The organism is Streptomyces sp. NPDC016469, assembly GCF_040632905.1.
Lineage (GTDB): Bacteria > Actinomycetota > Actinomycetes > Streptomycetales > Streptomycetaceae > Streptomyces.
Genome location: NZ_JBEYCQ010000014.1, coordinates 83,984 through 106,311, shown reverse-complemented (window position 1 = coordinate 106,311; position 22,328 = coordinate 83,984). Strand labels below are relative to the sequence as shown.

Genomic DNA, 22,328 nt, shown 5'->3' with positions numbered 1-22,328 from the left:
CTCGTCCTCGTAGCACGATGGTCCCGGGGCGCACGGCCCCGGGACCGAGGGAGTGCTGCATGTTGTTCGAGGTATGGGCACCCGATGCGGGGTCGGCCGCGCTGCGGCTGGCGGGCGAACTGCGGCCCATGGAGCCCGATCCGGACCGGCCCGGCTGGTGGACCGCCGAGGCGGAGGCCGCGGACGGCGACCGGTACGGCTTCGCCCTGGACGGCGGTCCGGTGCGCCCCGACCCCCGCTCGCGCCGCCAGCCGGACGGCCCCGACGGCGAGTCGGCGGTGGTCGACCACGACGCGTACACCTGGCGCTCCGAGTGGGCGGGGCGCGAGCTGCCCGGCGCGGTCCTGTACGAGCTGCACATCGGCACGTTCACCGCCGAGGGCACGTTCGACGCGGCGGCGGCCCGGCTGGGGCACCTGACGGAGCTGGGCGTCACCCATGTGTCGCTGATGCCGGTCTGCCCGTTCCCCGGGGTGCACGGCTGGGGGTACGAGGGGGTGTCGCTGTGGGCCGTCCACGAGCCGTACGGCGGCCCCGAAGGGCTCAAGCGCTTTGTCGACACGGCGCACGGCCTGGGGCTCGCCGTCGTCCTGGACGTCGTCCACAATCACCTGGGCCCGTCCGGCAACTACCTCCCCGCGTTCGGCCCGTACTTCACCGAGACGCACCACACCCCGTGGGGCGCGGCGGTCAACCTGGACGCGCCGGGCTCCGACGAGGTGCGGGCGTACCTGCTGGGCAGCGCGCTCGCCTGGCTGCGCGACTACCGGCTCGACGGGCTGCGGCTCGACGCGGTGCACGCCCTGGCCGACACCCGGGCGCTGACCTTCCTGGAGGAGCTGTCCGCCGCGGCCGACGCGCTCTCCGCCGAGCTGGGGCGCCCGCTGCCGCTGATCGCCGAGTCCGATCTGTGCGACCCGCGCACCACGACCCCGCGCGCGGAGGGCGGGCTCGGGCTGCACGCGCAGTGGAACGACGACTTCCACCACTGCCTGCACACCGCGCTCACCGGCGAGTCCCAGGGCTACTACGCGGACTTCGCGCCCGCGCCGCTGGCCGGGCTCGCCAAGACGATGACGAGCGCCTTCTTCCACAACGGCACGTACTCCGGCTTCCGGGGCCGTACGCACGGCCGCCCCGTCGACGTCACGCGCAGCGCCGCCCACCGCTTCGTCGGCTATGCCCAGACCCACGACCAGATCGGCAACCGGGCCCTCGGCGACCGGCTCGCCGCCTCCCTCTCCCCCGGGCTGCTGGCCTGCGCGGCGGCGCTCGTGCTGACCGGGCCCTTCACACCGATGCTGTTCATGGGCGAGGAGTGGGGCGCCCGCACCCCGTGGCAGTTCTTCACGGACCACACGGACCCGGAGCTGGCGGAGGCCGTACGGACCGGCAGGCGCCGGGAGTTCGGGGCGCACGGCTGGGCGGAGGAGGACATCCCGGACCCGCAGGACCCTGCCACCCGGGCCCGCTCCTGCCTGGACTGGGACGAGCCCGGCCGCGAGCCGCACGCCCGGCTGTACGCCTGGTACCGCGAGCTGATCGCCCTGCGCCGCACTCTGCCGGACCTGCGCGACCCGGACCTGGCGAGCGTGAAGGCGGCGTACGACGACGGGGCGCGGTGGCTCGCGGTGCGCCGGGGCGACCTGCGGATCGCGGTCAACCTCGACGCGGGGCCGGCCGCGATCCCGCTGGGCAACGGGCGGCACCGGGGCGGTCCGGGACGGGTGCTCGCCGCGTGGCTGCCGGTGGAGCCGCCGGGCCCGGACGGGATGCTGCACCTGCCGGCGGAGTCCTGCGTGGTCCTGGCCGACGACTGACCGGCGCTACTCCACGATCGCGAGTTCGCGGGCGGTGGCGTTGAGGCGGCGCCCGCCGTCCTCGGTGACGGTCACGATGTCCTCGATGCGGACGCCGAACCGGCCCGGCAGGTAGATGCCGGGCTCCACCGAGAAGCACATGCCGGGCACGAGCGGCTGTTCCTCGCCCTCGATCATGTAGGGCGGTTCATGGGTGGTGACGCCGATGCCGTGGCCGGTGCGGTGGATGAAGCGTTCCCCGTAGCCGAACTCGGTGATGACGGCGCGGGCGGCCCGGTCGATCTCCTGGCAGGCGACACCGGGGCGCACCGCCGCGCAGCCCGCCTGCTGCGCCTCGCGCACGATGTCGTGGACCCGCTGCTCCTCGGCGGTGGGTTCGCCGACGTGGACGGTGCGGGAGGTGTCGGAGCCGTAACCGTGCTTGAGGCCGCCGAAGTCGAGGACGACCATGTCGCCGTGCTCGATGGTGCGTTCCCCCGCCTCGTGGTGCGGGTTGGCGCCGTTGGGGCCGGAGCCGACGACGGTGAAGTCGACCTGGGAGTGCCCGTGCTCGGTGAGCAGCCGGGCCAGGTCGGCCGCGACCTCGGTCTCCTTCCGGCCGGAGAAGCGGACCTTCAGGATCTCCTCGTACGCGGCGTCGGCGGCGGCCCCGGCGGCGGCGAGCCGTTCCAGCTCGTGGGCGTCCTTCACCGCGCGCAGCATCGGGAGCGCCTGGGTGAGCGAGGCGTACGAGGTGCCGGGCAGCCGCTGCTGGAGGCCGAGGAGGTGCATCGCCCAGGCGTTGTCGCTGATGCCGAACCGGCCCCGCTCGTCCAGCAGCGGGGCGGTGACGGCGTACGGGTCCTTGCCGTCCGTCCAGTCGCGCAGGGTCAGGGCGGGGGCGCCGACGGCCTTCTCCGCGTCCGGTGCCTCCAGCGTCGGCACGACCAGGACGGGGTCCTGGCCCGCCGCGAGGACGAGGAGGGTGAGGCGCTCGGTGTCCGCGGGCGGCGCGTAGCCCGTCAGGAACACCATGTCGGGCCCCGGTGCGACGAGGACCCCGGCGAGCCCGGCCGCGGCGGCGCTCTCGGCGGCCCGCGCCATCCTGGCCCGGTAGTCGTCGGCGGTGAACGGCACGGGCTGGTTCATGGGCATGCGGGTCCTCCTGACGGCACGGAACGGCCCCCCTATCCTGCCCGTCCGCCGGTGCGCACGCGAGCAGGTCAGGGGCGCGGTCCCGGCCCGTCCCGCACGACCAGGTCCGCCCGGTCGCGGCCGGCCGCGACGAGCCGGGCGTTGGCCTCGTCGGACCGCGCCACCCAGCGCTCGGCGCCGGCCCGGGTCTTCCCGTACCGCACATGCCGGTCGACGAGCCGGGGCACGCGTACCGCGTCGTCCGGGTCCAGGTACCACGCCTCGTCCAGCAGCCCGCGCACCGGGGCCCAGGGCCCTTCCCCGTACAGCAGGTAGTTGCCCTCGGTGACGACGAGCGGTACTTCGGGCGGTACGGGGATCGCCCCGGCGACCGGTTCCTCCAGGGACCTGTCGAAGGCGGGGGCGTAGACGACGGTCCCGGGCTCGGGGGCGCGCAGCCGGCGCAGGAGGGCGGCGTACCCGGCGGCGTCGAAGGTGTCGGGCGCGCCCTTGCGGCCGGCCCGCCCGAGACGTTCGAGCTCCGCCTGAGCGAGGTGGAAGCCGTCCATGGGCACGAGGACGGCGAGCGGGCCGAGCGCGTCGGTGATCCGCCCGGCCAGCGTCGACTTGCCGGCTCCGGGCGGCCCGGCGATGCCGAGGACGCGCCGTCGTCCGGTGCGGGCGAGGCGGTGCGCGCGGGCGGTGAGGTCGGGGAGGTCCATGCGGATAGTGTCGCGTTCCGGGGACAAGGCCCTGTCCCCCTCCCGCCGCGAGGAGTTCCATGCCGCACATCGCCCTGGTCACGCTGGTCGTCCGCGACTACGACGAGGCCCTTTCCTTCTACACCGGCGCCCTGGGCTTCGAGCTGGTGGAGGACTCCGACCGGGGCGACGGCTCGCGCTGGGTGGTCGTCCGCCCGCGGGGCACCGCGGGCACGGGGCTGCTGCTGGCGCGCGCCAAGGACGAGGCGCAGGCGGCGAGCGTCGGGGCGCAGAGCGGCGGCCGGGTCGGCTTCTTCCTGCACACCGAGGACTTCACGGGCGACCACGCCAGGATGACGGCGGCCGGGGTGCGCTTCCTGGAGGAGCCGCGCCATGAGCCCTACGGCACGGTCGCGGTCTTCGAGGACCTGTACGGCAACCGCTGGGACCTGCTCCAGCCGGCGTGACGGGGCGGAGGCCGGGCAGCGTCCGTCAGCCCGCCGCGCCCGCCAGCGCCTCCAGGACCGGTGCGATCAGCGGGTGGGCCTCCGCGCCCCGGCGCACCGCCGCGAAGACCCGGCGGGTCGGGGCGGTCCCGCGCACCGGGCGGACCACCACGCCGGTCAGCGGCATGCCCCGGAGGGCGGTGCGCGGCACCAGGGCCACTCCGGCGGCGGCGCCGGCGAGGGCGACGACCGCGTGGAAGTCGTCCGAGGAGTGTTCGAGGTCCGGGGCGAAACCGGCGTACTCGCAGGCCAGGACCACCACGTCGTGGCAGGGGTTGCCGGGGTATGGCCCGATCCAGGCGTCCTTGGCCAGCTCGGCGACGGCCACCTGCTCCTGGCCGGCCAGCCGGTGCCCGACCGGGAGCACCGCGTCGAACGGTTCCGAGTAGAGGGGGACGCGGGTGAGGCGGCGGTCGTCCTCGCCCGGGGCGCCCCGGTACTCGACGGCGACGGCGACATCGACCTGGCGGTCCAGGACCATCGGGACGCTCGCGTCGCCCTCGGCGTCCTGGACGCGGACCTTGATGCCGGGGGCGGTCCGGCTCAGCGCGGCGATGGCGGGGGCGAGCACCAGCCCGATGCCGGTGGCGAACGCGGCGACCGTGACCGTGCCGGCCTCGCCCGAACCGTACGCGGCGAGCTCGGCCTCCGCCCGTTCCAGCTGGGCCAGGACCGCGTTGGTGTGGGTGAGCAGGATCTCGCCGGCCGGGGTGAGCCTGGCGCCGCGCGAGCCGCGCTCGACCAGCCGGTGGCCGGTCTCCTGCTCCAGGGCGGCGAGCTGCTGGGAGACGGCGGACGGGGTCAGGTACAGGGCGGCGGCCGCGGCGGTCACCGTGCCGTGGTCCGCCACGGCTCGCAGGACGCGCAGCCGCCGGGCATCGATCATGCGACCCATTGTCCCAGGTCGCGGGGGCGCCCTGACCGCCCCCGCGACCGTCCTGGGACCGTCCCTCAGCCCTCCAGCTCGGCGCGCGCCGCGACGAACGCGTCTACCGCGCGGTTCACGTCGTCCGTGGAGTGCGCCGCGGAGAGCTGGACGCGGATGCGGGCCGCGCCCTGGGGGACGACCGGGTACGAGAACCCGATCACGTACACACCGCGCTCCAGGAGCAGCTCCGCCATCCGGCCTGCCTTCGCCGCGTCCCCGATCATGACGGGGGCGATGGCGTGGTCGCCGGGCAGGATGTCGAAGCCCTCCTCGGTCATCCGGGTACGGAAGAGCGCGGTGTTGGCGTTGAGCCGCTCGCGCAGCTCGCCGGCGGACTCCAGCAGGTCGATGACCTTGAGGGAGGCGGCGGCGATGACCGGGGCGAGCGAGTTGGAGAAGAGGTACGGGCGCGAGCGCTGGCGCAGCAGGGCGACGATCTCGGCGCGGGCCGCGACGTAACCGCCGGACGCGCCGCCGAGCGCCTTGCCGAGGGTGCCGGTGATGATGTCGACGCGGTCCATGACGCCGTGCAGCTCGGGCGTACCGCGTCCGCCGGCACCGACGAATCCGACGGCGTGCGAGTCGTCCACCATGACCATGGCGTCGTAGCGCTCGGCCAGGTCGCAGATCTCGCGCAGCGGCGCCACGTAGCCGTCCATGGAGAAGACGCCGTCGGTGACGATCAGCCGGCGCCGGGCACCGGACGCCTCCTTGAGCTGCGTCTCCAGGTCGGCCATGTCGCGGTTGGCGTAGCGGAAGCGCTTGGCCTTGGACAGGCGGATGCCGTCGATGATCGAGGCGTGGTTGAGAGCGTCGGAGATGACCGCGTCCTCGGCGCCGAGGATCGTCTCGAACACGCCGCCGTTGGCGTCGAAGCAGGAGGAGTAGAGGATCGTGTCCTCCTGGCCCAGGAAGGAGGAGAGCCGCTGCTCCAGCTCCTTGTGGACCTCCTGGGTGCCGCAGATGAAGCGGACCGAGGCCATGCCGTAGCCCCAGCGGTCCAGCGCCTCGTGGGCGGCGGCGATCACGTCGGGGTGGTCGGCGAGGCCCAGGTAGTTGTTGGCGCAGAAGTTCAGCACCTCGCCGGGGCGGCCCCCGGCGGTGACGGCCACGGTCGCGGACTGCGGGGTGCCGATGACGCGCTCGGGCTTGTGCAGCCCGGCCGCCTCGATCTCTTCGAGGGTGGTGCGCAGATCGTCGCGTACGGAGTCGAACATGCGGGATTCCTTAAGAGGTGTGAGGGTCAGGCGGTCCAGTCGAGGATGACCTTGCCGCCGCGCCCGCTCGCCGCGTCGTCGAAGGCCGCCTCGAAGTCGCGGTAGCCGTACCGGCCGGTGATCACGGGGGCGAGGTCGAGGCCGCCCTCCAGCAGGACGGACATGGCGTACCAGGTCTCGTACATCTCGCGGCCGTAGATGCCCTTGACGGTGATCATCGAGGTGACGATCCGGGCCCAGTCGACGGCGAACTCCTCGGACGGGAGGCCGAGCATCGCGATCCGGCCGCCGTGCGTCATGTTCGCGATCATGTCGCGCATCGCCTCGGGTCGGCCGGACATCTCCAGGCCGATGTCGAAGCCCTCGCGCAGGCCCAGCTCCTTCTGGCCGTCGGCGATGGTCTGCTCGCCGACGTTGAGCGCCAGGCTGACGCCGACCTTGCGGGCAAGCTCCAGACGGGCCTCGCTGACGTCGGTGATCACGACGTTGCGGGCGCCGGCGTGCTTGGCGACGGCGGCGGCCATGATGCCGATGGGGCCGGCACCGGTGATCAGGACGTCCTCGCCGACCAGGGGGAAGGACAGCGCGGTGTGCACGGCGTTGCCGAACGGGTCGAAGATCGCGGCGACGTCGAGGTCGACGGGGACCCGGTGCACCCACACGTTGGACGCGGGCAGCGCGACGTACTCGGCGAAGGCACCGTCGCGGCCGACGCCGAGGCCCAGCGTCGAGCGGCAGAGGTGGCGGCGGCCGGCCAGGCAGTTGCGGCACTTGCCGCACACGAGGTGGCCCTCGCCGCTGACCAGGTCGCCGACGGCGATGTCCACGACGTCCGCGCCGATCGCGGCGACCTCGCCGACGAACTCGTGGCCGAGGACGAGCGGGGTGCTGATGGCCTGCTGCGCCCAGCCGTCGTAGTTGCGGATGTGCAGGTCGGTCCCGCAGATGCCGGTGCGCAGGACCTTGATCAGTACGTCGCCGGAGCCGGTCTCGGGCTCGGGGACGTCCATCAGCCAGAGCCCGGGCTCGGCCTTCTGCTTCACGAGTGCCTTCACGGCTGCGGCTCCCTGTACGGCGTTGAGCTCCCCGGACCGGGGCATGCCTGAGGAAGCCTGCGGCCCGGGGAAGGATGAGAGGGACGGCATGGCAGCGCGCTCGCACCGGCTGCCGCGCACCATCCTCCGCCGTCACGGAGAAATCTGCCGTACCCCGCGCCCCAGGTCCATCGAGGTTTTCTTAAGCGGGTCCGCAGTTCCGCTTCACACCGGGCCGGGGGGTTCCGCCGTACGGCTCAGTCGCGCGGCCAGGGCCTGCCGTCGAGGCGTTCGATGTCGCGGTTGAGCCGGGCCAGGTCGTCCGCGAAGCGGGCGGCCTCCTCCGGGGTCCACTCGGCGAGGACCCGTTGCAGGCCCTCGCGGTTCTCGGCCCGGTCCTTGTCGAGGCGGCGCTCGCCCTCGTCGGTGATGACGAACTTGCGCGCGATCCCGCCGTCCGGGTCGGCGATGCGGTCGACCACGCCGGCCCGGAGCATCGCGGCGGTCTGCCGGTTCAGCGTCGAGGTGTCGAGGCCGAAGGCGTCGTGCAGCTGGCCGATCGACATCGGGCCCTGGACCCGGATGCGGCTGAGGAGGATGTACGCGCTCCGGTCGAGCCGCCCGCCGCCGCGCGAGGTAAGCAGGCTCATGTGCCGGCCGAGCAGCATCGTCTCGAACTCGATCCGGTCCACTGGCATGTCCACGCACGGCTCCCCACGGCTGCGGTCCGCCTCCCCCACCGGGACGGCGACCTCTCTGTACACATATACCACAAAATGTGTGCACGATGCACGCATCATGCATGATGCACAACGTCTCACGCGGGGCCGGTCGGGTTTGAACGGCTACCGCCACTCGAAACGGTTGTCCTGCCCGCCCCTGGGCCGGACAATCCCTCGTGACGCGAAGCGCTCGCCCGCCCCGCCGTAGACTCGCCGGATGGCGAAGTATTTCGACGTACACCCCGAAAATCCTCAGCAGCGCACCATCACCAACGTGGCCGAAAGCATCCGTTCCGGGTCGCTCGTCGCGTATCCGACGGACTCCTGCTACGCACTCGGGTGTCAGCTCGGCAGCCGGGACGGCCTGTCCCGCATCCGGGCGATCCGCAACCTCGACGACCGTCACCACTTCACGCTGATGTGCCAGAACTTCGCCCAGCTCGGGCAGTTCGTGCACATCGACAACGACGTGTTCCGTACGGTCAAGGCGTCGACGCCCGGCCAGTACACCTTCATCCTGCCTGCCACGAAGGAGGTGCCGCGCCAGCTGCTGCACCCCAAGAAGAAGACCGTCGGCGTGCGCATCCCCGACCACCCGGTGGTCCAGGCGCTTCTGGGCGAGCTGGGCGAACCGCTGCTCTCCAGCACGCTGTTGCTGCCCGACGAGGCGGAACCCCTCACCCAGGGCTGGGAGATCAAGGAGCGCCTGGACCACGAGGTGGACATCGTCATCGACTCCGGCGACTGCGGTACGGAGCCGACGACGGTCATCGACTTCTCGGGCGGCGAGCTGGAGATCGTACGCCGGGGCGCCGGTGACATCTCTCGGTTCGAATAGCACGGCCCGGCCCCCGCGACCTCGCCGAAGGATCGCGGGGGCGGCCACCGCCTCAGACGAGGACGGAGGCCGTTCCGGTCGGGAACCAGCCCCTGGGGAACCAGCCCGCGGGCGCGGCGGCCGGGAACCAGCCGTCGGGCGAGGCGTCCTGCCCGGCCGGGAACCACCCGTCGGGCTCGGCGCTGTGGGACGCGGCAGGCGGGGGCGGAGTCGCGGCCACGGCGGCCGGCGCCATGGCCCCGCCCACCACCACCAGGGTCGCTGCGGCCAGTCCCGAGAACGCGTACTTCATCTTCATCGGACTCCCCTTGGTCGGTTGCTCGTCGGCCGGACCCCGGCGTCCCCCCGGAGCACCGGGGTCCGGTGACCACAGCTTCCCTCCCCGCCGCGCCCCCCGTCTTTGACCTACGGTCACCACTGACTTGACGATGCGTGCCGGTAGTCGCGGGGAGACATGCCGTAGGCCGTACGGAAGCTGCGGGTGAAGGTGGAGTGAACCCGGAAGCCCCAGCGCGCGGCGATCTGATGCACGGTCACCCTGCTCAGAGCGGGGTCCCGCAGATCCCGCCCCGCGCGCTTCAGCCGCATCCCCCGGATCCACGCCGTCAGCGTCGTGCCGCGCACGCTGAACAATCGGTGGAGATACCCCACCGAGACGTGGTGGGCGCCGGCGATCGTACGGGGTGACAGGTCCGGGTCGTTCAGATGCCGCTGCACGAACGCCTCGATGCTCAGCAGCAGTGCGCCCTGGCGGGAGTCGTCCCCGGCCCCCGGCGCCGCGTCCGCGTGGTGGTCGACGAGCGCGGTGAGCAGGTCGCCGGCGATCTCCGCCAGACGGCTGCGGTCGTTCGGGCGGTACCCGCGCGACTCGTCGGCCAGACTGCTCATCAGGTGGACGAACATGCCGGCGAAGCCACCGTGCCCCGGCAGCGGCCGGGCGAGCAGCGGCTCCACGAGGTCCGCGGACGGGCCGAGCAGGGCGCGCGGGATGTGGGCCCGGACCAGCGCCGCGGGTTCGCCGCCCGGGACGCCGACACCGATCCCGAAGGGGCGCGAACTGTCGTAGAAAGCGAGCTCGTTCGGCCCCAGGACCGCTTCCCGTCCGGCCTGGCTGAGCACCGTCCGCCCGGCGGCGGCCAGCGCGACGCAGACCAGCTCCGGATCGGCCTGCCGCACCATCCTCGCGGAACGCACCACCCGCCCCGGTGACATCGTCAGCCGGACGACGCTCACCGCCGCGAGGTCGACGCCGCGGACCGACGCGGTGAAGCCGTCCGCCTCATGGCTGAGGACGCCCATGGGGTGCTCGCTGGTGAGGAACGCGTCGTTCAGCGCCGCCAGCCGCTCACGCGGCGCCAAGTCATCGCGATCGAAGAGTGTATGCAGCATGGCTCCCCCCAGGAGCCCACGGTAACGAACGCCTCTTCCCCCTGCCGAGCCGAATCGGCCACGCGTTCGGCGACCCGGCCGTCGTCTCCTTGATAGCGTCGCCCCAGCGACTGCGGAGCACTCCCCGCCGGGGTCGCCGCTCTCTGCCGGGACGGCGCTGCCACCGCGAGGGCGGGTGCGGGTGGCAGGGGATCTTCAGGCAGGGACGAAGAGAGCCGACGCATGAGCCTCGCGCAGTTGCACTACACCTCCGCGGCGGACGGGGACGGAACCGGCGAGGACGGGCCGACGGCCGCCCGCTTCACGGCGGTTGACGCCTCGATACCCGCGTCCGTGCTGACCGAGGCGGGACCGCTGCTGGCGTACGAGGCGCCGCGCGGCACACCGGACCGGCTCACGGACACCGCCCTGCGCGCCCTCCCCGAGGCGTACAGCTTCAGCCTGCTCTCCGACGGCAGCGGGCTGCTGGCCCGGGCCGTCCCGGTGCGCTCCCCCCGGACCTCCGCGGTCCGCTTCCACGCCCACGCGGTCCACCTCCCCTCCGGCACCCGGCTGCCGGAGGGGACCCTGCCGCTCACCGCCTGCCGGTCCGCCCGCTGGGCCGCCGCCACCCCGGAGCGGCCGCTGCCCGATCCGCTCGCCGCGCTGCCCGCCCCGGCCGGCCACGAGGCCCGCGAGCGCGAGGCGCTCAACGACTTCGCCGTCTCCCGCGGCCCCTGGCTCGCCGGGGTGCTGTCCGACCTGCGCCGCCTGCACGGACCGGATGGACCGGAACGGGTCGTCCTGGTCGAGCGGCAGAGCGCGGACGTCGCCCGGTGGATCGCGCTCGCCGGGCTCGCCCTGCCGGACGGACTCGCCGAGGACCTGACCTTCACCACGTACACGCGCCGCCCCCGCGAGGCGGCGCAACGGGTCGTCGGGGTGCTGCCCGAGGACGCCGAGGAGCTGGCGGACCCCGGACTGCGCGTCCATGTGTGCACCGGCCCGCGCCCGGAGGGGCCCGTGGGCGACACCTGGGCCGAGACGGCGGCCCGTGTCTGGCGCGGCCGTGCGCCGGAGCTGTTCCGGGAGGCGGCCGCACTGCCCGGGGAGCCGTTCGCGGCGGGGCCGCTGGCGGTGACGGCCCTGTGCGCCGGCATACCGCTCGGCACCGAGGAGCGCGCGGCGGCCGCCGGCTGGGCCGCCGAGCGGCCGTACGCCCTGGACGGGACCCGGACCCGCCTGCTGGTCGAGGCGCTGACCTCACCCGGGGCGGACGACCGCTCCGGCCCCGAATTCGACGCCGCCGGACGGCTGTTCGCCGCGCTCGACGGCCGCTCCCCCGCGACGACCACCGCCCCGCTCGCCGCGATGCTGGTGACGGAGGCGGTGCGCGGCGGCAACGGCTCGCTGGAACTGCCCGGCCGCACCGCCTTCAGCGGCCCGGAGGGCGCGGCCGTCGCCGGGGAGCTCGGGCCGGAGATCGTGACCGAGCTGGGCGGCGCGGGCGTCGGCCTGGATGTGGCCCGTACGGTGCAGCTGCTGCGGGTGGCCCGGCTGCTCGGGGTGGACTGCGCCGAGCTGCTGCCCTCCGTGGTGGACCGGCTGGCGCCCGCGCTGCTGCCGGGCGGCGAGGAGGGCGCCCCGGGCTGGGCGCCGGCACTGCTTGAGCTGATGGACGAGCAGTTCGACGTGCGGACGGCGCTGCTCGGCGCTCTCGACCGGATCGCGCCGGACCGTCCGGCCGGGGTGGCGCGGCTGCTGAGCCGGGTGCCGCTGCCGTTCACCGGCACGCAGGCGCTGCCGCACTTGCGGATGTGCGCCGGGGCGCCGGAGGCCAGGGCCGACTGCGGCGACGACCGGGTCGCGACGCTCCAGCGGATCCTGCGGGCCGGCGGGGTGTCGCCGTTCGCGGAGCCGCTGGTGCTGCGCACCGGGGTGGGCCTGGTGTGGGACGCGGAGGCGCCTACGGCCGCCGAGGCCCGGCAGCTGCTGGAGGCGGCGACCTCGGACGCGCACCGGGCGGCCGGCACCTGGTCGCTCCTGGTGGCCGCCGCACTCGCGGCCGGCGCCGACGACGCCGCGGCCCCGGAGCTTGCCCACGACCTGCTGCGCGGCTTCCCGCAGGAGACCGGGGGCCGGGTGCGCGCGGCGCTCCAGCTCCTGGATTTCGCCCGCGAGGTGCGCTCGGGGGCGGCGGAGCCGGACTGGGCCGGCCGGGTGCGGGCGCTGCGCGCGGAGGCGGAGCCCGTGGAGCCGGGCGTGCTCGGGCAGGCGTGCGACGCGGTGGCCGGGCGGCTGCTGGCGCCGGAGCGGCCCGACGACGAGCTGTACGCCCTCGTGCAGAGCGGGGACGCGGACCTGATCGCCGCCTACGCCAGGACCGCGCGCGGTGACGGCGTCCGGGCCCGGCTGGCCGCCGACCCGGCCTACGCGGCCGACTGCTTCACCGTGTGGACGGCCCACCCGCACGCCGGCCGGGTGTGGACCGAGGCCGCCGCCGGGCTCCTCGACGAGGTGCTGCGCCCCGTGGTGCGGGGGCTGCCCACCGACCGGGTCGCGGCGGTCGAGGACGCGGTCGGCCGCTCGGGCAGCAGCGGCCGGGCGGACGCCTTCCGCGACTGGAACCGCCGCGAGCGCGGCACCCTGGGCCGCCTGGGCCGCCGCATCGCGGGCCGGGTGCGACGGGCCTGAGCGTTACGGAGCCGGGCGCGCCGGCCCCGTAACGCGTAAGGATCAGGCGTCCGGCGTCAGCCGCAGCGAGATCGAGTTGATGCAGTAGCGCTGGTCCGTCGGGGTCGGGTAGCCCTCGCCCTCGAAGACGTGGCCCAGGTGCGAGCCGCAGCGGGAGCAGCGGACCTCGGTGCGGACCATGCCGTGGCTGCGGTCCTGGATCAGCTCGACCGCGTCGGTGTCCTTCGGGTCGTAGAAGGACGGCCAGCCGCAGTGCGACTCGAACTTGGTGTCGGAGCGGAACAGCTCCGCCCCGCAGGCCCGGCAGGAGTAGACGCCCTCGGTCTTGGTGTCCGTGTACTCACCGACGAACGCGGGCTCGGTGCCGGCCTTGCGCAGCACCGCGTACTCGGCGGGGGTGAGCTCCTCCCGCCACTGTTCGTCCGGCTTCTCGACGTCGTACGGCACGGTGGCTCCTTCAGCTCGACAGGTGGTCCAGGATCCGCGGGCCGAGGTCGGTGACGTCGCCCGCTCCCATGGTGAGAACGAGGTCGCCGGGCTTCGCCATTCCCGCGACGACCTCGGGGACCCGGTCCTTGTCGTGGACGGCAGTGACGTCGGCGCCGGCGGCGGTGGCGGCGTCGATGATCAGGGCGCTGGTGACGCCGGGGACCGGGTCCTCGCGGGCCGGGTAGATGTCCAGGACCACGGAGGCGTCGGCGAGGGCGAGGGCCTGGCCCATCTCGGTGCCGAGCTCCTGGGTGCGGGAGAACAGGTGGGGCTGGAAGACGACGAGGAGGCGGGCGTCGGACGCGGCACCGCGCATGGCCTCCAGGTCGGCGGTCATCTCGGTGGGGTGGTGGGCGTAGCTGTCGATGACCTGGACGCCGGCCGCCTCGCCCTTGAGCTGGAGGCGGCGCTTGACCCCGGTGTACGTGCCGAGGGCCGAGGCGAGGTTGTGGGCGGGGATGCCGAGGGCGATGCCGGCGGCGAGGGCGGCGACCGCGTTGAGCGCGTAGTGGCGGCCGGGCACGGAGACGGCGAAGGTGAGGAACTTGCCGCCCAGGACCACCGTGACCTCGCTGGTCAGCCCGCGCGGGGTGATCTTGTGGACGCGCACGTCGGCGGTCTCGGCCTCGCCGTAGGTCACGACGGTGAGCGCGGGCAGCGCCTCGCGGACCCGGCGGGTCAGCTCGACGGCGCCGGACTGGTCGGCGGAGACGACGAGCGTGCCCTCGGGGACGATCTTCCCGGCGAAGGTCTCGAAGGACTCGTAGATCTCGTCCATCGAGGCGTAGTTCGCGTGGTGGTCCAGCTCGACGTTGAGGACGATCGCGACGTCGGGGTCGTACTTCTGGAAGCTGCGGTCGCTCTCGTCGGCCTCGGCGACGAAGATGTCGCCCTCGCCGTGCGTGGCGTTGGTGCCCGGGCCCGCCAGGTCGCCGCCGATGGCGTACGAGGGGTCGAGGTCCAGCTCGCTCAGGGCGACGGCCAGCATCGAGGTGGTGGTGGTCTTGCCGTGGGTGCCGGCCACGGCGATCGAGCGCAGCCCGCCCATCAGCGAGGCCAGGGCGTCGGAGCGGTGCACGACGGGGACCGACAGCTCCCCGGCGCGCACCAGCTCCGGATTGTCGGCGCGGATGGCGCTGGAGACGACCACGCAGCTGGCGTCGTCGGCCAGGTGCCCGGCGGCGTGCCCGATGTGGACGGTCGCCCCCAGCGCGCGCAGCGCCTCGGCCGTCGGGGACTCCTTGGCGTCGCTGCCCGCGACCTTCGCGCCGCGCTGGGCGAGGATCTTGGCGATGCCCGACATTCCGGCGCCGCCGATGCCGATGAAGTGCGGTCGTTCCATGGCGGCGGGGATGCCGGGTGCCATACGTGTCTCTCCCAGGTGCGTACGGGTAGGGGCTCCCAGCCTATTCGCTGTGGGCGAAGAGCTTGAGCACCGGGACGCCGACCTTGTGCCGGGCCCGGGACGCCCAGTCGCGATGGAAGAACTCCTCTACGTAGTGAGGTGCGGTCAGCACGATGACCTCGTCGGCCTCGGACTGCTCGACCACCGAGGTGAGCTTGTCCAGGGGGTGGCTCTCGATCACCTGTCCGACGGCTTCGGAGCCCGCCTGGCGCAGCGCCTCCAGGGAGACCTGGAGGGCGAGCTCGGCGGACTCCCTGGCGCTCCTGCCCTCGGGCTCCTCGCTCTCGCGGGCGGCTTCCTTCAGTTCGCCCATCGCCAGGTCGTCGATGGCCCGCAGCAGCACGTCCGCCTGGTCGCCGCGCGGCTGCATGAGGACGACGAAGGAGATGCGTTCCTCCCCGTGCAGGGTGGTGACGAATTCGATGTCCCCGGAGGTGAGGGCCTTCTCGATCATCAAAACGCTGGTGAACACCACAGAGCCCTTCTCTTCAGCGACCGTGGCCGGTCGCTGCCGAAACCATCCTTCCCCGCGCTCGCACGGGGTCTGCGAGATCCATTCTGCCCACGGAACGCTAACCGGAACATGATATTCCGCTCATTGCCGCCGCACGGCGCGGTACGGGGAGGGCTCTGGGGCGTACGGGGCCACCGCGGCTCAGCTCCGGCGGTAGCGGGTGAAGAGGAAGCCGTCCTCCTCCAGCAGTGAGGCCAGGACGAATCGTTTCGGCACGGCGACGGCGGGCCCGCCCGCGATCCGCTGGGCGTCACCGGCCGTGAGCATCGGCGCGACGGTCAGGCACAGCTCGTCCAGCACCCCCTCCGCCACGAACTGGCCGAGCAGCCGGGGACCGCCCTCCGTCAGCAGCCGCCGGTGACCCCGGTCGGCCAGCTCCCGCACGGCGCGCGCGGGGTCGACGCGCGAGCCCTCCCCCGCGATCACCACCTCGGCGCCCGCCTTCCGGGCCGTCGCGATCCGGTCCGGGGGCGCACCCGCGCCGGTCAGCACGAGCGTGGGGACCAGCGGCGAGACGAAGAGCGGGAGCGAGAAGTCCAGGTCCAGGCTGCCGCTGACCACAGCGACGGCCGGGGCCGGGGTCTGCCCGGCCTCCGCCCGCCGGGCAGCGAAGGCGTCCCGGGCCCTGGCCGGCCGGTAACCCTCCTGGCGTACGGTCTCGGCGCCCGCGATCACCACGTCGGCCAGGCCGCGCAGGGTGCCGAAGATCCGCATGTCGCTCTCGCAGGAGATCGGCTGCGAGCGGCCGTCGTGCTGGGCAGCCCCGTCCAGGGTCGACACCATGTTGGCGCGCAGCCAGGGGCCGTCCACGGCGGGGTAGGCGTAGGCGTCGGCGAGGCGGTCCAGGCTCCAGTCGCCGGAGGTGTCGGCCGCTGTCGGGTCGGTCACAGGGAACAGACGTCGCATGTCCGGCAGTCTGACACGGGTCGTAAGCTTGACGGTTGTGTCGTCCTCCCACGCCGTGCCGGGGTCCAGCCCCATAGCCGAAACGGCCCCGCTGTCCCTGTGCGCCCGCGAGCCGCATGTCCCCGCCGACCGACTGGTCGCCGAGATGGTGCCGCCGCCGCGCTTCGACTCGGTGCGTTTCGATACGTACGTACCCGACCCGGCCCAGCCGAGCCAGACCGAAGCGGTCCGGGTGCTGAGCGACTTCGCCGCCGGGCTCGGAGGGGCGCATGCCTCGGGCTCCGGGAAGCGCAAGTGGTTCGGCCGCAAGGCGGCTGCCGCGCCCTCGGGACCGCGCGGGGTGTACCTCGACGGCGGGTACGGAGTCGGCAAGACCCACCTGCTCGCCTCGCTCTGGCACGCCACCCCGGCCGCGCCCTCGCTGAAAGCTTTCGGCACCTTCGTGGAGCTGACGAACCTGGTGGGCGCGCTGGGCTTCCAGCAGACCGTACGGACGCTGAGCGGGCACCGGCTGCTGTGCATCGACGAGTTCGAGCTGGACGACCCGGGCGACACCGTGCTGGTGTCCTCGCTGCTCAGCCGGCTGGTCGAGGAGGGCGTGGCGCTGGCCGCGACCTCCAACACCCTGCCTGGCAAGCTCGGTGAGGGCCGGTTCGCCGCCGCCGACTTCCTGCGCGAGATCCAGGGCCTGTCCGCGCACTTCCGCCCGCTGCGCATCGACGGCGAGGACTACCGCCACCGCGGTCTGCCCGAGGCCCCGCCGCCGTTCTCGGACGAGCAGGTCACCAAGGCCGCGTACGCCACGCCGGGCGCCAGCCTGGACGACTTCCCGGCGCTGCTCGACCACCTGGCCCGCGTCCACCCCAGCCGGTACGGGGCGCTGACGGACGGGGTGAAGGCGGTGTGCCTGACCGAGGTGCGGGCGGTGCCCGACCAGTCGACCGCGCTGCGGCTCGTGGTCCTCGCCGACCGGCTGTACGACCGGGAGGTGCCGGTCCTCGCGGCCGGGCTGCCCTTCGACCAGCTGTTCAGCGACGAGATGCTGAACGGCGGGTACCGGAAGAAGTACTTCCGGGCGATCTCCCGTCTCACGGCGCTGGCACGCGACGCGAAGGGGCTGGTGGCGCAGTAGGTTCGGGGGCGTAAAAACGTACCGTCGGCGGCGCACGACGCAGTGCCCCGCCGTCCCCGTACCACCGCGCACCGTTCGAAGGGACCAGCATGGCTACCACGCGTACCGCCCACACGGAATGGGAAGGCAACCTCCTGGAGGGCAAGGGGGTCGTCACCCTCGACTCCTCGGGCGTCGGCGAGTTCCCGGTCTCCTGGCCGTCCCGTGCCGAGCAGGCGAACGGGAAGACCAGCCCTGAGGAGCTGATCGCCGCGGCCCACTCCAGCTGCTTCTCGATGGCGCTCTCGCACGGCCTGAGCGGCGCCGGCACCCCGCCGGCCCGGCTGGAGACCAAGGCCGACGTCACCTTCCAGCCGGGTACCGGCATCACCGGCATCCACCTCACCGTGGTCGGCGAGGTGCCGGGTCTGGACGAGGCCGGCTTCGTCAAGGCGGCCGAGGACGCCAAGGCCAACTGCCCGGTCAGCCAGGCGCTTTCGGGTACCACCATCACCCTGAGCGCGTCGCTCGGCTGATCGCTCCCCCGCTGTGTCCCCGGGCCGTCGGTCCGGGGACACAGCTGTTTCCGCACCGGGCGTGTTCACCTTCCGGCCCACTCGAAGCAGCTTCCCGGAGCGTCGGCCCCGGTCCGCAAAGGCGGCATGACAACGTTCACCGGTGGCCTCGAATGGGCAGGGCTGCTCTTGACGAAGCCATGTCACCTGTCCCCCCAGCAGGGAGTTGCCCATGTCAGTCGCACCCCGTCCCACCGCCACCCGGCGGAACGTTCTTGCGGCGGGCGGCGCCGCCGCCGTCTCGATCGCCTTCACCGGGGCGTTCACCGAACTTTTCGCGGGCACCTCCGCCGCACGCGGTCACGAGGGTTACGGCCCGCTCGTGCCGGATCCGCACGGCCTGCTCGACCTGCCCGAAGGCTTCCACTACCGGGTGCTGTCCCGAGAGGGCGACCGGCTCCGCTCCGGCGAGGGACAGGTCCCCAGCCACTGCGACGGCATGGCCGCGTTCGCCGGCCGGGGCGGCCACGTACGGCTGGTCCGCAACCACGAGAACCGGGTGGACGCCGCGATTCCGGTGCCGGTGGTCGAGGGGCTGACGTACGACCCGATGGGCAAGGGCGGTTGTACGGCCCTGGAGCTGGACGGCCACAACCGCGTACTGTCCGAGCGCGTCGCCATCGCCGGTACGGCGGTGAACTGCGCGGGCGGGCGCACCCCCTGGAACACCTGGCTGACCTGCGAGGAGACCGAGGACAAGGCCGGCACCAACGGCTACACCAAGGACCACGGCTACATCTTCGAGGTGGACGGCGCCGATCCGCGCCGCACCGGGGCCGTGCCGCTGACCGCGATGGGCCGCTTCCAGCACGAGGCGATCGCGGTCGACCCGCGCGACGGGACGGTGTACGAGACGGAGGACGCGTTCGAGAAGCCCTTCGGGCTGTTCTACCGCTTCCTGCCGAAGAAGCCGCTGGGCGGTACGGGTTCGCTGCGGGCGGGCGGCCGGCTGGAGGCCATGCGGGTGCCGGGGGTGCCGGACCTCTCGGCCGTCCAGGAGACCGGGACGGTGTTCGAGGGCGTCGAGTGGGTACCCGTCCCGGACCCGCAGGCCGTGGAAACCCCCATCCGCTTCCAGGACTTCGGCCGGAAGGGCATCACGCACGGCCAGAAGCTGGAGGGCTGCTACTGGGGCGGTTCGTGCGTCTACTTCGTCTCCAGCTTCGCGCACAGCGCGGAGGGTTCGGCGGCGGACCACTACGGGCAGGTCTGGCGCTACGACCCGCACCGGCGCCGGCTGACCCTGGTCATCGCCTTCGGCCCGGACACCGACCTCCAGCTCCCCGGCGAGTCCCCCGACAACATCACCCTGGCCCCCGACGGCGGCCTGATGGTCTGTGAGGACGGCGGCGGCGCCCAGCACGTGTTCGGCCTGACCCGGCGCGGCGAGGTGTACGCGATGGCGCGCGGCCGGCAGAACATCGGGACGCCCGAAGAGCCGGAGTGGGGCGAGTTCGCGGGCGTCACGTTCGCACCGGATTGCGGGACGATGTACGTGAACGTCTACACACCGGGCACCACGTTCGCGGTCACGGGTCCGTGGCGCTGACGGGCTGAGCGGAACCGCGGCGCACCCCGCCGCGTCTTTGCATACGGCAACATGGGGTTTGATCCATCCGGGTGTGCCGGTGCAGGATGGCGGGGTGTGCTTCGGTGCGCCCGCGCTTCGGCGCGTCGGGCGCCCGGACGCTCAGTGGAAGCGATTCTTGACGGGGGGCACCGTGACCAAGTGGGACATCGACCCGAACGGCGTTCGTCGGGTGCTGAAGAAGACCGCTGAGGTGGGCGGGGAGTTCGAGAAGGAGTTCACGTCCTACAACGACCACCTGGTGGGGTCGGCGACGTCGGCGGGCACGATGGTGCTGGGCGGGACCGAGATCCCGAAAGGGGGCGCGTTCGGGCCGGTGGCCCAGGCGTTGCAGGAGTTCCAGGAGCACACGCTCAACGACCTCAAGTTCCTTCCGGTCCGGGCGGCGAAGTCCATGACGGGGGCGCGGCTCGCCACTGAGGCGTACCTCGCGGGCGACCTGGACATGGCGAAGAACAAGCAGGAGCAGTACTCCAAGGCGCCGACCCCGGAGGAGCTGAAGGGGAAGGGTCCCAAGAAGTGATCGACCTGGCCAAGATCCCCTTCTACACCGGCAACCTGGAGGCCCTGGAGAAGCACGCGGCCACGCTGAAGACGACCGCCTCCGACATCCGGACCACGGGCAAGGACGTCCACACGGCCTTTCAGGCGCTGGACCCGGTCTACGATGCCCCGGAGCAGGAGGAGTTGCTCGACTCCACGATCCCGGTACGGGACAAGGCGGACGCGTTCGCGGACAAGCTGGAGTCGGTGAGCGGGGCGCTCTCCGGATTCGCGACGACGGCCCGGCCGCTGGTGGCCAGGATGAACCGGCTCCGGGAGGACGCGGCGAGGTTCGTCGCGGAGAACCGGGACGACGACGACTGGCAGCAGGACCAGGACAAGATCGACGAGAACGCCCGCCTGGTCCACGAGGTCGGCACGACGTGGGTGGCCTTCCAGGGCGCCGAGCGCGACGCGGCCAACAAGATCACTGCGCTGGTGGGCGGGACGCACTTCGTCGTGGACGACGGTTCGCACAAGGCCGGGATGTACGGCTTCAAGGCGGACGACGTCAAGGACGCCGGTGAGACGCCGTGGGGCACGGTGGACGAGCGCGAGTACACGGGGCTGCGGGCCGCGTGGGAGTGGACGAAGGACAACGTCGGCGGTGCGCTGAAGGGCTTCTTCGTCGACGGTGTCTGGGGCACGATCAAGGGCCTCGGCAGCATGGTCAACGTCTTCGACTGGGACAACTTCAAGAAGACCTGGTCGGGCATCGGTGACGTCTTCGGCGGCATCAGCGCGTACATCATGACGCCGTACGACTGGGCGATGGACAAGATGTTCGGCCCGGTGGACCACAGCGACACCGACCGCCAGAAGGCGGCCCTGCGCAACTTCGGCAAGTCACTGGTCGCCTGGGACGAGTGGGGCCACGACCCGTCACGCGCCTTCGGCACGGTGCTGTTCAACGTGGTGACCATCGGTTCCGGCTCCCTGCTGAAGCTGGGCAAGGCCGGCAAGCTGGGCGTGGTCGCGGACGCGGCGTCGGTGGCGGGCAAGGCGGGCGCGCTGGTCGACCCGATGAGCTACCTCGGCAAGGCGGCGGGCGTCACCAAGATCAAGGTCGGCGACCTGATGGAGAGCCTGAAAGCGGGCTCCGCGGGCGTGGACGACATGGCCCGTACGGCCCCGTCCGGCACGGCCCCGCACCCGACGACCGAGACGCCGGGCCTCCACTACACCGACCACCAGGGCAACCAGCGCGTCGTCGGCGAGGACGGCGTCATCCGCGACGAGCACGGCAACCCCGTACCGGACACCGAGCCGGTCCCGGAGCCCCACAAGAACGAACTCCCGGGCACCCACGAGCGCGTCCCGGACCACGAGAAGGTCCTGGAGGGCGCGGGGGGCCCGAGCCGCGTCGAGAACTCCGTGAAGCCGCCGCACTCCTCGCCGGAGGGCACGACGCACCACACGTCTCCGTCGACGGGCGGGCATGTGACGGAGCACCCGACGGGGTCGGGCGGGGGCGGCGGCTCGCATACGCCTGCCGGTCACGGGGGCGGCGGCTCGCACGCGCCTGCCGGTCACGGGGGCGGCGGCTCGCACGCGCCTGCCGGTCACGGGGGCGGCGGCTCGCATTCAGGCGGTGGCTCCGGCTCCGACGCGGGTCACGGTGGCCCCGGTTCCGGGGACGGCGGGGGTACGCCGCCGCCCGGCGATGGTCCGTACCGTCCCGCCCCGGGTGAGGACGTCCCCGATCTCCGGCGCCAGGACAACGACTTCTCGGACGAGTACAACAGCAAGGGTCAGCGCAAGAGTTACCTCAACGAGGACGGTGACCTCGTTCCGGCCAATCCCGACGGCAAGGCGACGATCGTCGACCACATCGTGGGGCGCGAGCCCAGGAAGTCGGACAGCCCCTACACCTCGACCAGTAAGGACGGCGCGGACGCCAAGGACTACGGCGGCAAGACCATCCGCGTGGACCTGCCCCGCCTGGTGGACGACATCGCCCAGGGCAAGGTCAAGGGCGTCGAGGTGTATTCGCCGAAGGAGGTCGAGGCCGCCATCCAGGCAGCCGCCGACAAGACTGCGGGGCACCCGATCGACATCACGGTTCCGCCGAAAACGAGCTATGAGAGGATTAGCGAAATCGCAAAGGGCTTCGGTCTGAGCAAGAAGAAGACGGCCAGCATCGAACAGCGGATGAAGGACATGATGCACACTCGCCGCGACTCCGAATGGCTCATCAAGGGCGTTGTGCCGAGTGAATACATCACCGGTCCGTTCTAGTTCCCGCATCCGCACATG

21 protein-coding genes are annotated in these 22,328 nt (G+C 72.8%); 9 read left to right on the top strand and 12 right to left on the bottom strand.

Annotation, left to right across the window (positions count from 1 at the left end):
* Window positions 1-59 precede the first annotated feature (59 nt).
* Window positions 60-1,820 (top strand): malto-oligosyltrehalose trehalohydrolase, encoded by a 1,761-nt coding sequence (gene treZ / locus ABZ565_RS18060; RefSeq protein ID WP_361027256.1) that lies wholly within the window; start codon window positions 60-62, stop codon window positions 1,818-1,820.
* A gap of 6 nt (window positions 1,821-1,826) precedes the next feature.
* Here treZ and ABZ565_RS18055 read toward each other — a convergent pair whose 3' ends face one another.
* On the bottom strand, window positions 1,827-2,954 hold the full coding sequence (locus tag ABZ565_RS18055; RefSeq protein ID WP_361027254.1) for an aminopeptidase P family protein: 1,128 nt from the start codon (window positions 2,952-2,954) through the stop codon (window positions 1,827-1,829).
* Window positions 2,955-3,022: 68 nt separating this feature from the next.
* Complete coding sequence (locus ABZ565_RS18050) at window positions 3,023-3,655, bottom strand: nucleoside/nucleotide kinase family protein (protein WP_361027250.1); 633 nt, start codon at window positions 3,653-3,655, stop codon at window positions 3,023-3,025.
* A 59-nt stretch (window positions 3,656-3,714) separates the two neighbouring features.
* On the opposite strand from ABZ565_RS18050, the gene ABZ565_RS18045 reads away from it, so the two are divergent.
* A complete protein-coding gene (locus ABZ565_RS18045; protein WP_361027247.1) occupies window positions 3,715-4,101 on the top strand; it encodes a VOC family protein in 387 nt (128 codons plus the stop codon).
* A 25-nt stretch (window positions 4,102-4,126) separates the two neighbouring features.
* Here ABZ565_RS18045 and ABZ565_RS18040 read toward each other — a convergent pair whose 3' ends face one another.
* From ABZ565_RS18040 to ABZ565_RS18025, 4 genes are all read right to left on the bottom strand, one after another.
* Window positions 4,127-5,026, bottom strand: a complete 900-nt coding sequence (locus tag ABZ565_RS18040; RefSeq protein ID WP_361027244.1) for a LysR substrate-binding domain-containing protein — start codon at window positions 5,024-5,026, stop codon at window positions 4,127-4,129.
* A gap of 65 nt (window positions 5,027-5,091) precedes the next feature.
* Window positions 5,092-6,285: a glycine C-acetyltransferase gene (locus ABZ565_RS18035; RefSeq protein ID WP_361027241.1), complete on the bottom strand. Its 1,194-nt coding sequence runs from the start codon at window positions 6,283-6,285 to the stop codon at window positions 5,092-5,094.
* Between the two features lie 26 nt (window positions 6,286-6,311).
* A complete protein-coding gene (gene tdh, locus ABZ565_RS18030; protein WP_361027239.1) occupies window positions 6,312-7,340 on the bottom strand; it encodes an L-threonine 3-dehydrogenase in 1,029 nt (342 codons plus the stop codon).
* Window positions 7,341-7,576: 236 nt separating this feature from the next.
* Complete coding sequence (locus ABZ565_RS18025; RefSeq protein WP_265539748.1) at window positions 7,577-8,023, bottom strand: MarR family transcriptional regulator; 447 nt, start codon at window positions 8,021-8,023, stop codon at window positions 7,577-7,579.
* Window positions 8,024-8,258: 235 nt separating this feature from the next.
* On the opposite strand from ABZ565_RS18025, the gene ABZ565_RS18020 reads away from it, so the two are divergent.
* Window positions 8,259-8,879, top strand: a complete 621-nt coding sequence (locus tag ABZ565_RS18020; protein ID WP_073966108.1) for an L-threonylcarbamoyladenylate synthase — start codon at window positions 8,259-8,261, stop codon at window positions 8,877-8,879.
* 52 nt (window positions 8,880-8,931) lie between these two features.
* Here ABZ565_RS18020 and ABZ565_RS18015 read toward each other — a convergent pair whose 3' ends face one another.
* Together ABZ565_RS18015 and ABZ565_RS18010 are read right to left on the bottom strand one after the other, a co-directional pair.
* Window positions 8,932-9,177 (bottom strand): hypothetical protein, encoded by a 246-nt coding sequence (locus ABZ565_RS18015; RefSeq protein WP_361027234.1) that lies wholly within the window; start codon window positions 9,175-9,177, stop codon window positions 8,932-8,934.
* Window positions 9,178-9,290: 113 nt separating this feature from the next.
* The gene (locus ABZ565_RS18010) at window positions 9,291-10,268 is read right to left on the bottom strand and encodes a helix-turn-helix domain-containing protein (RefSeq protein WP_361027231.1); all 978 of its coding nucleotides are present in this window, start codon (window positions 10,266-10,268) and stop codon (window positions 9,291-9,293) included.
* Between the two features lie 222 nt (window positions 10,269-10,490).
* Here ABZ565_RS18010 and ABZ565_RS18005 point away from each other — a divergent pair, with 222 nt between their 5' ends.
* Window positions 10,491-12,941 carry a GTPase-associated protein 1-related protein gene (locus tag ABZ565_RS18005; protein WP_361027228.1) on the top strand — a complete coding sequence of 817 codons (2,451 nt, stop codon included), beginning with the start codon at window positions 10,491-10,493 and terminating at the stop codon, window positions 12,939-12,941.
* Between the two features lie 42 nt (window positions 12,942-12,983).
* On the opposite strand, the gene msrB is transcribed toward ABZ565_RS18005, so the two are convergent.
* From msrB to ABZ565_RS17985, 4 genes are all read right to left on the bottom strand, one after another.
* Window positions 12,984-13,388 carry a peptide-methionine (R)-S-oxide reductase MsrB gene (gene msrB, locus ABZ565_RS18000; RefSeq protein WP_361027225.1) on the bottom strand — a complete coding sequence of 135 codons (405 nt, stop codon included), beginning with the start codon at window positions 13,386-13,388 and terminating at the stop codon, window positions 12,984-12,986.
* Between the two features lie 10 nt (window positions 13,389-13,398).
* Complete coding sequence (murC, locus tag ABZ565_RS17995; RefSeq protein WP_361027222.1) at window positions 13,399-14,796, bottom strand: UDP-N-acetylmuramate--L-alanine ligase; 1,398 nt, start codon at window positions 14,794-14,796, stop codon at window positions 13,399-13,401.
* Between the two features lie 40 nt (window positions 14,797-14,836).
* Window positions 14,837-15,289 (bottom strand): indole-3-glycerol phosphate synthase, encoded by a 453-nt coding sequence (locus ABZ565_RS17990; RefSeq protein WP_361027219.1) that lies wholly within the window; start codon window positions 15,287-15,289, stop codon window positions 14,837-14,839.
* 201 nt (window positions 15,290-15,490) lie between these two features.
* Window positions 15,491-16,255: a pyrimidine reductase family protein gene (locus tag ABZ565_RS17985; protein WP_361027216.1), complete on the bottom strand. Its 765-nt coding sequence runs from the start codon at window positions 16,253-16,255 to the stop codon at window positions 15,491-15,493.
* Between the two features lie 37 nt (window positions 16,256-16,292).
* Between ABZ565_RS17985 and zapE the strand changes: the two genes are divergently transcribed.
* The 5 genes from zapE to ABZ565_RS17960 all read left to right on the top strand — a co-directional run bounded on the left by zapE (window position 16,293) and on the right by ABZ565_RS17960 (window position 22,310).
* Complete coding sequence (zapE, locus tag ABZ565_RS17980; RefSeq protein ID WP_361027213.1) at window positions 16,293-17,387, top strand: cell division protein ZapE; 1,095 nt, start codon at window positions 16,293-16,295, stop codon at window positions 17,385-17,387.
* Window positions 17,388-17,476: 89 nt separating this feature from the next.
* Window positions 17,477-17,902: an OsmC family protein gene (locus tag ABZ565_RS17975; protein ID WP_361027210.1), complete on the top strand. Its 426-nt coding sequence runs from the start codon at window positions 17,477-17,479 to the stop codon at window positions 17,900-17,902.
* Between the two features lie 211 nt (window positions 17,903-18,113).
* Window positions 18,114-19,490: an alkaline phosphatase PhoX gene (locus ABZ565_RS17970; RefSeq protein ID WP_361027207.1), complete on the top strand. Its 1,377-nt coding sequence runs from the start codon at window positions 18,114-18,116 to the stop codon at window positions 19,488-19,490.
* A gap of 172 nt (window positions 19,491-19,662) precedes the next feature.
* On the top strand, window positions 19,663-20,052 hold the full coding sequence (locus ABZ565_RS17965) for a DUF6507 family protein (RefSeq protein WP_328903068.1): 390 nt from the start codon (window positions 19,663-19,665) through the stop codon (window positions 20,050-20,052).
* On the top strand, window positions 20,049-22,310 hold the full coding sequence (locus ABZ565_RS17960; protein WP_361027203.1) for a hypothetical protein: 2,262 nt from the start codon (window positions 20,049-20,051) through the stop codon (window positions 22,308-22,310). Before ABZ565_RS17965 ends, ABZ565_RS17960 begins: the two co-directional genes overlap by 4 nt.
* Window positions 22,311-22,328 lie beyond the last annotated feature (18 nt).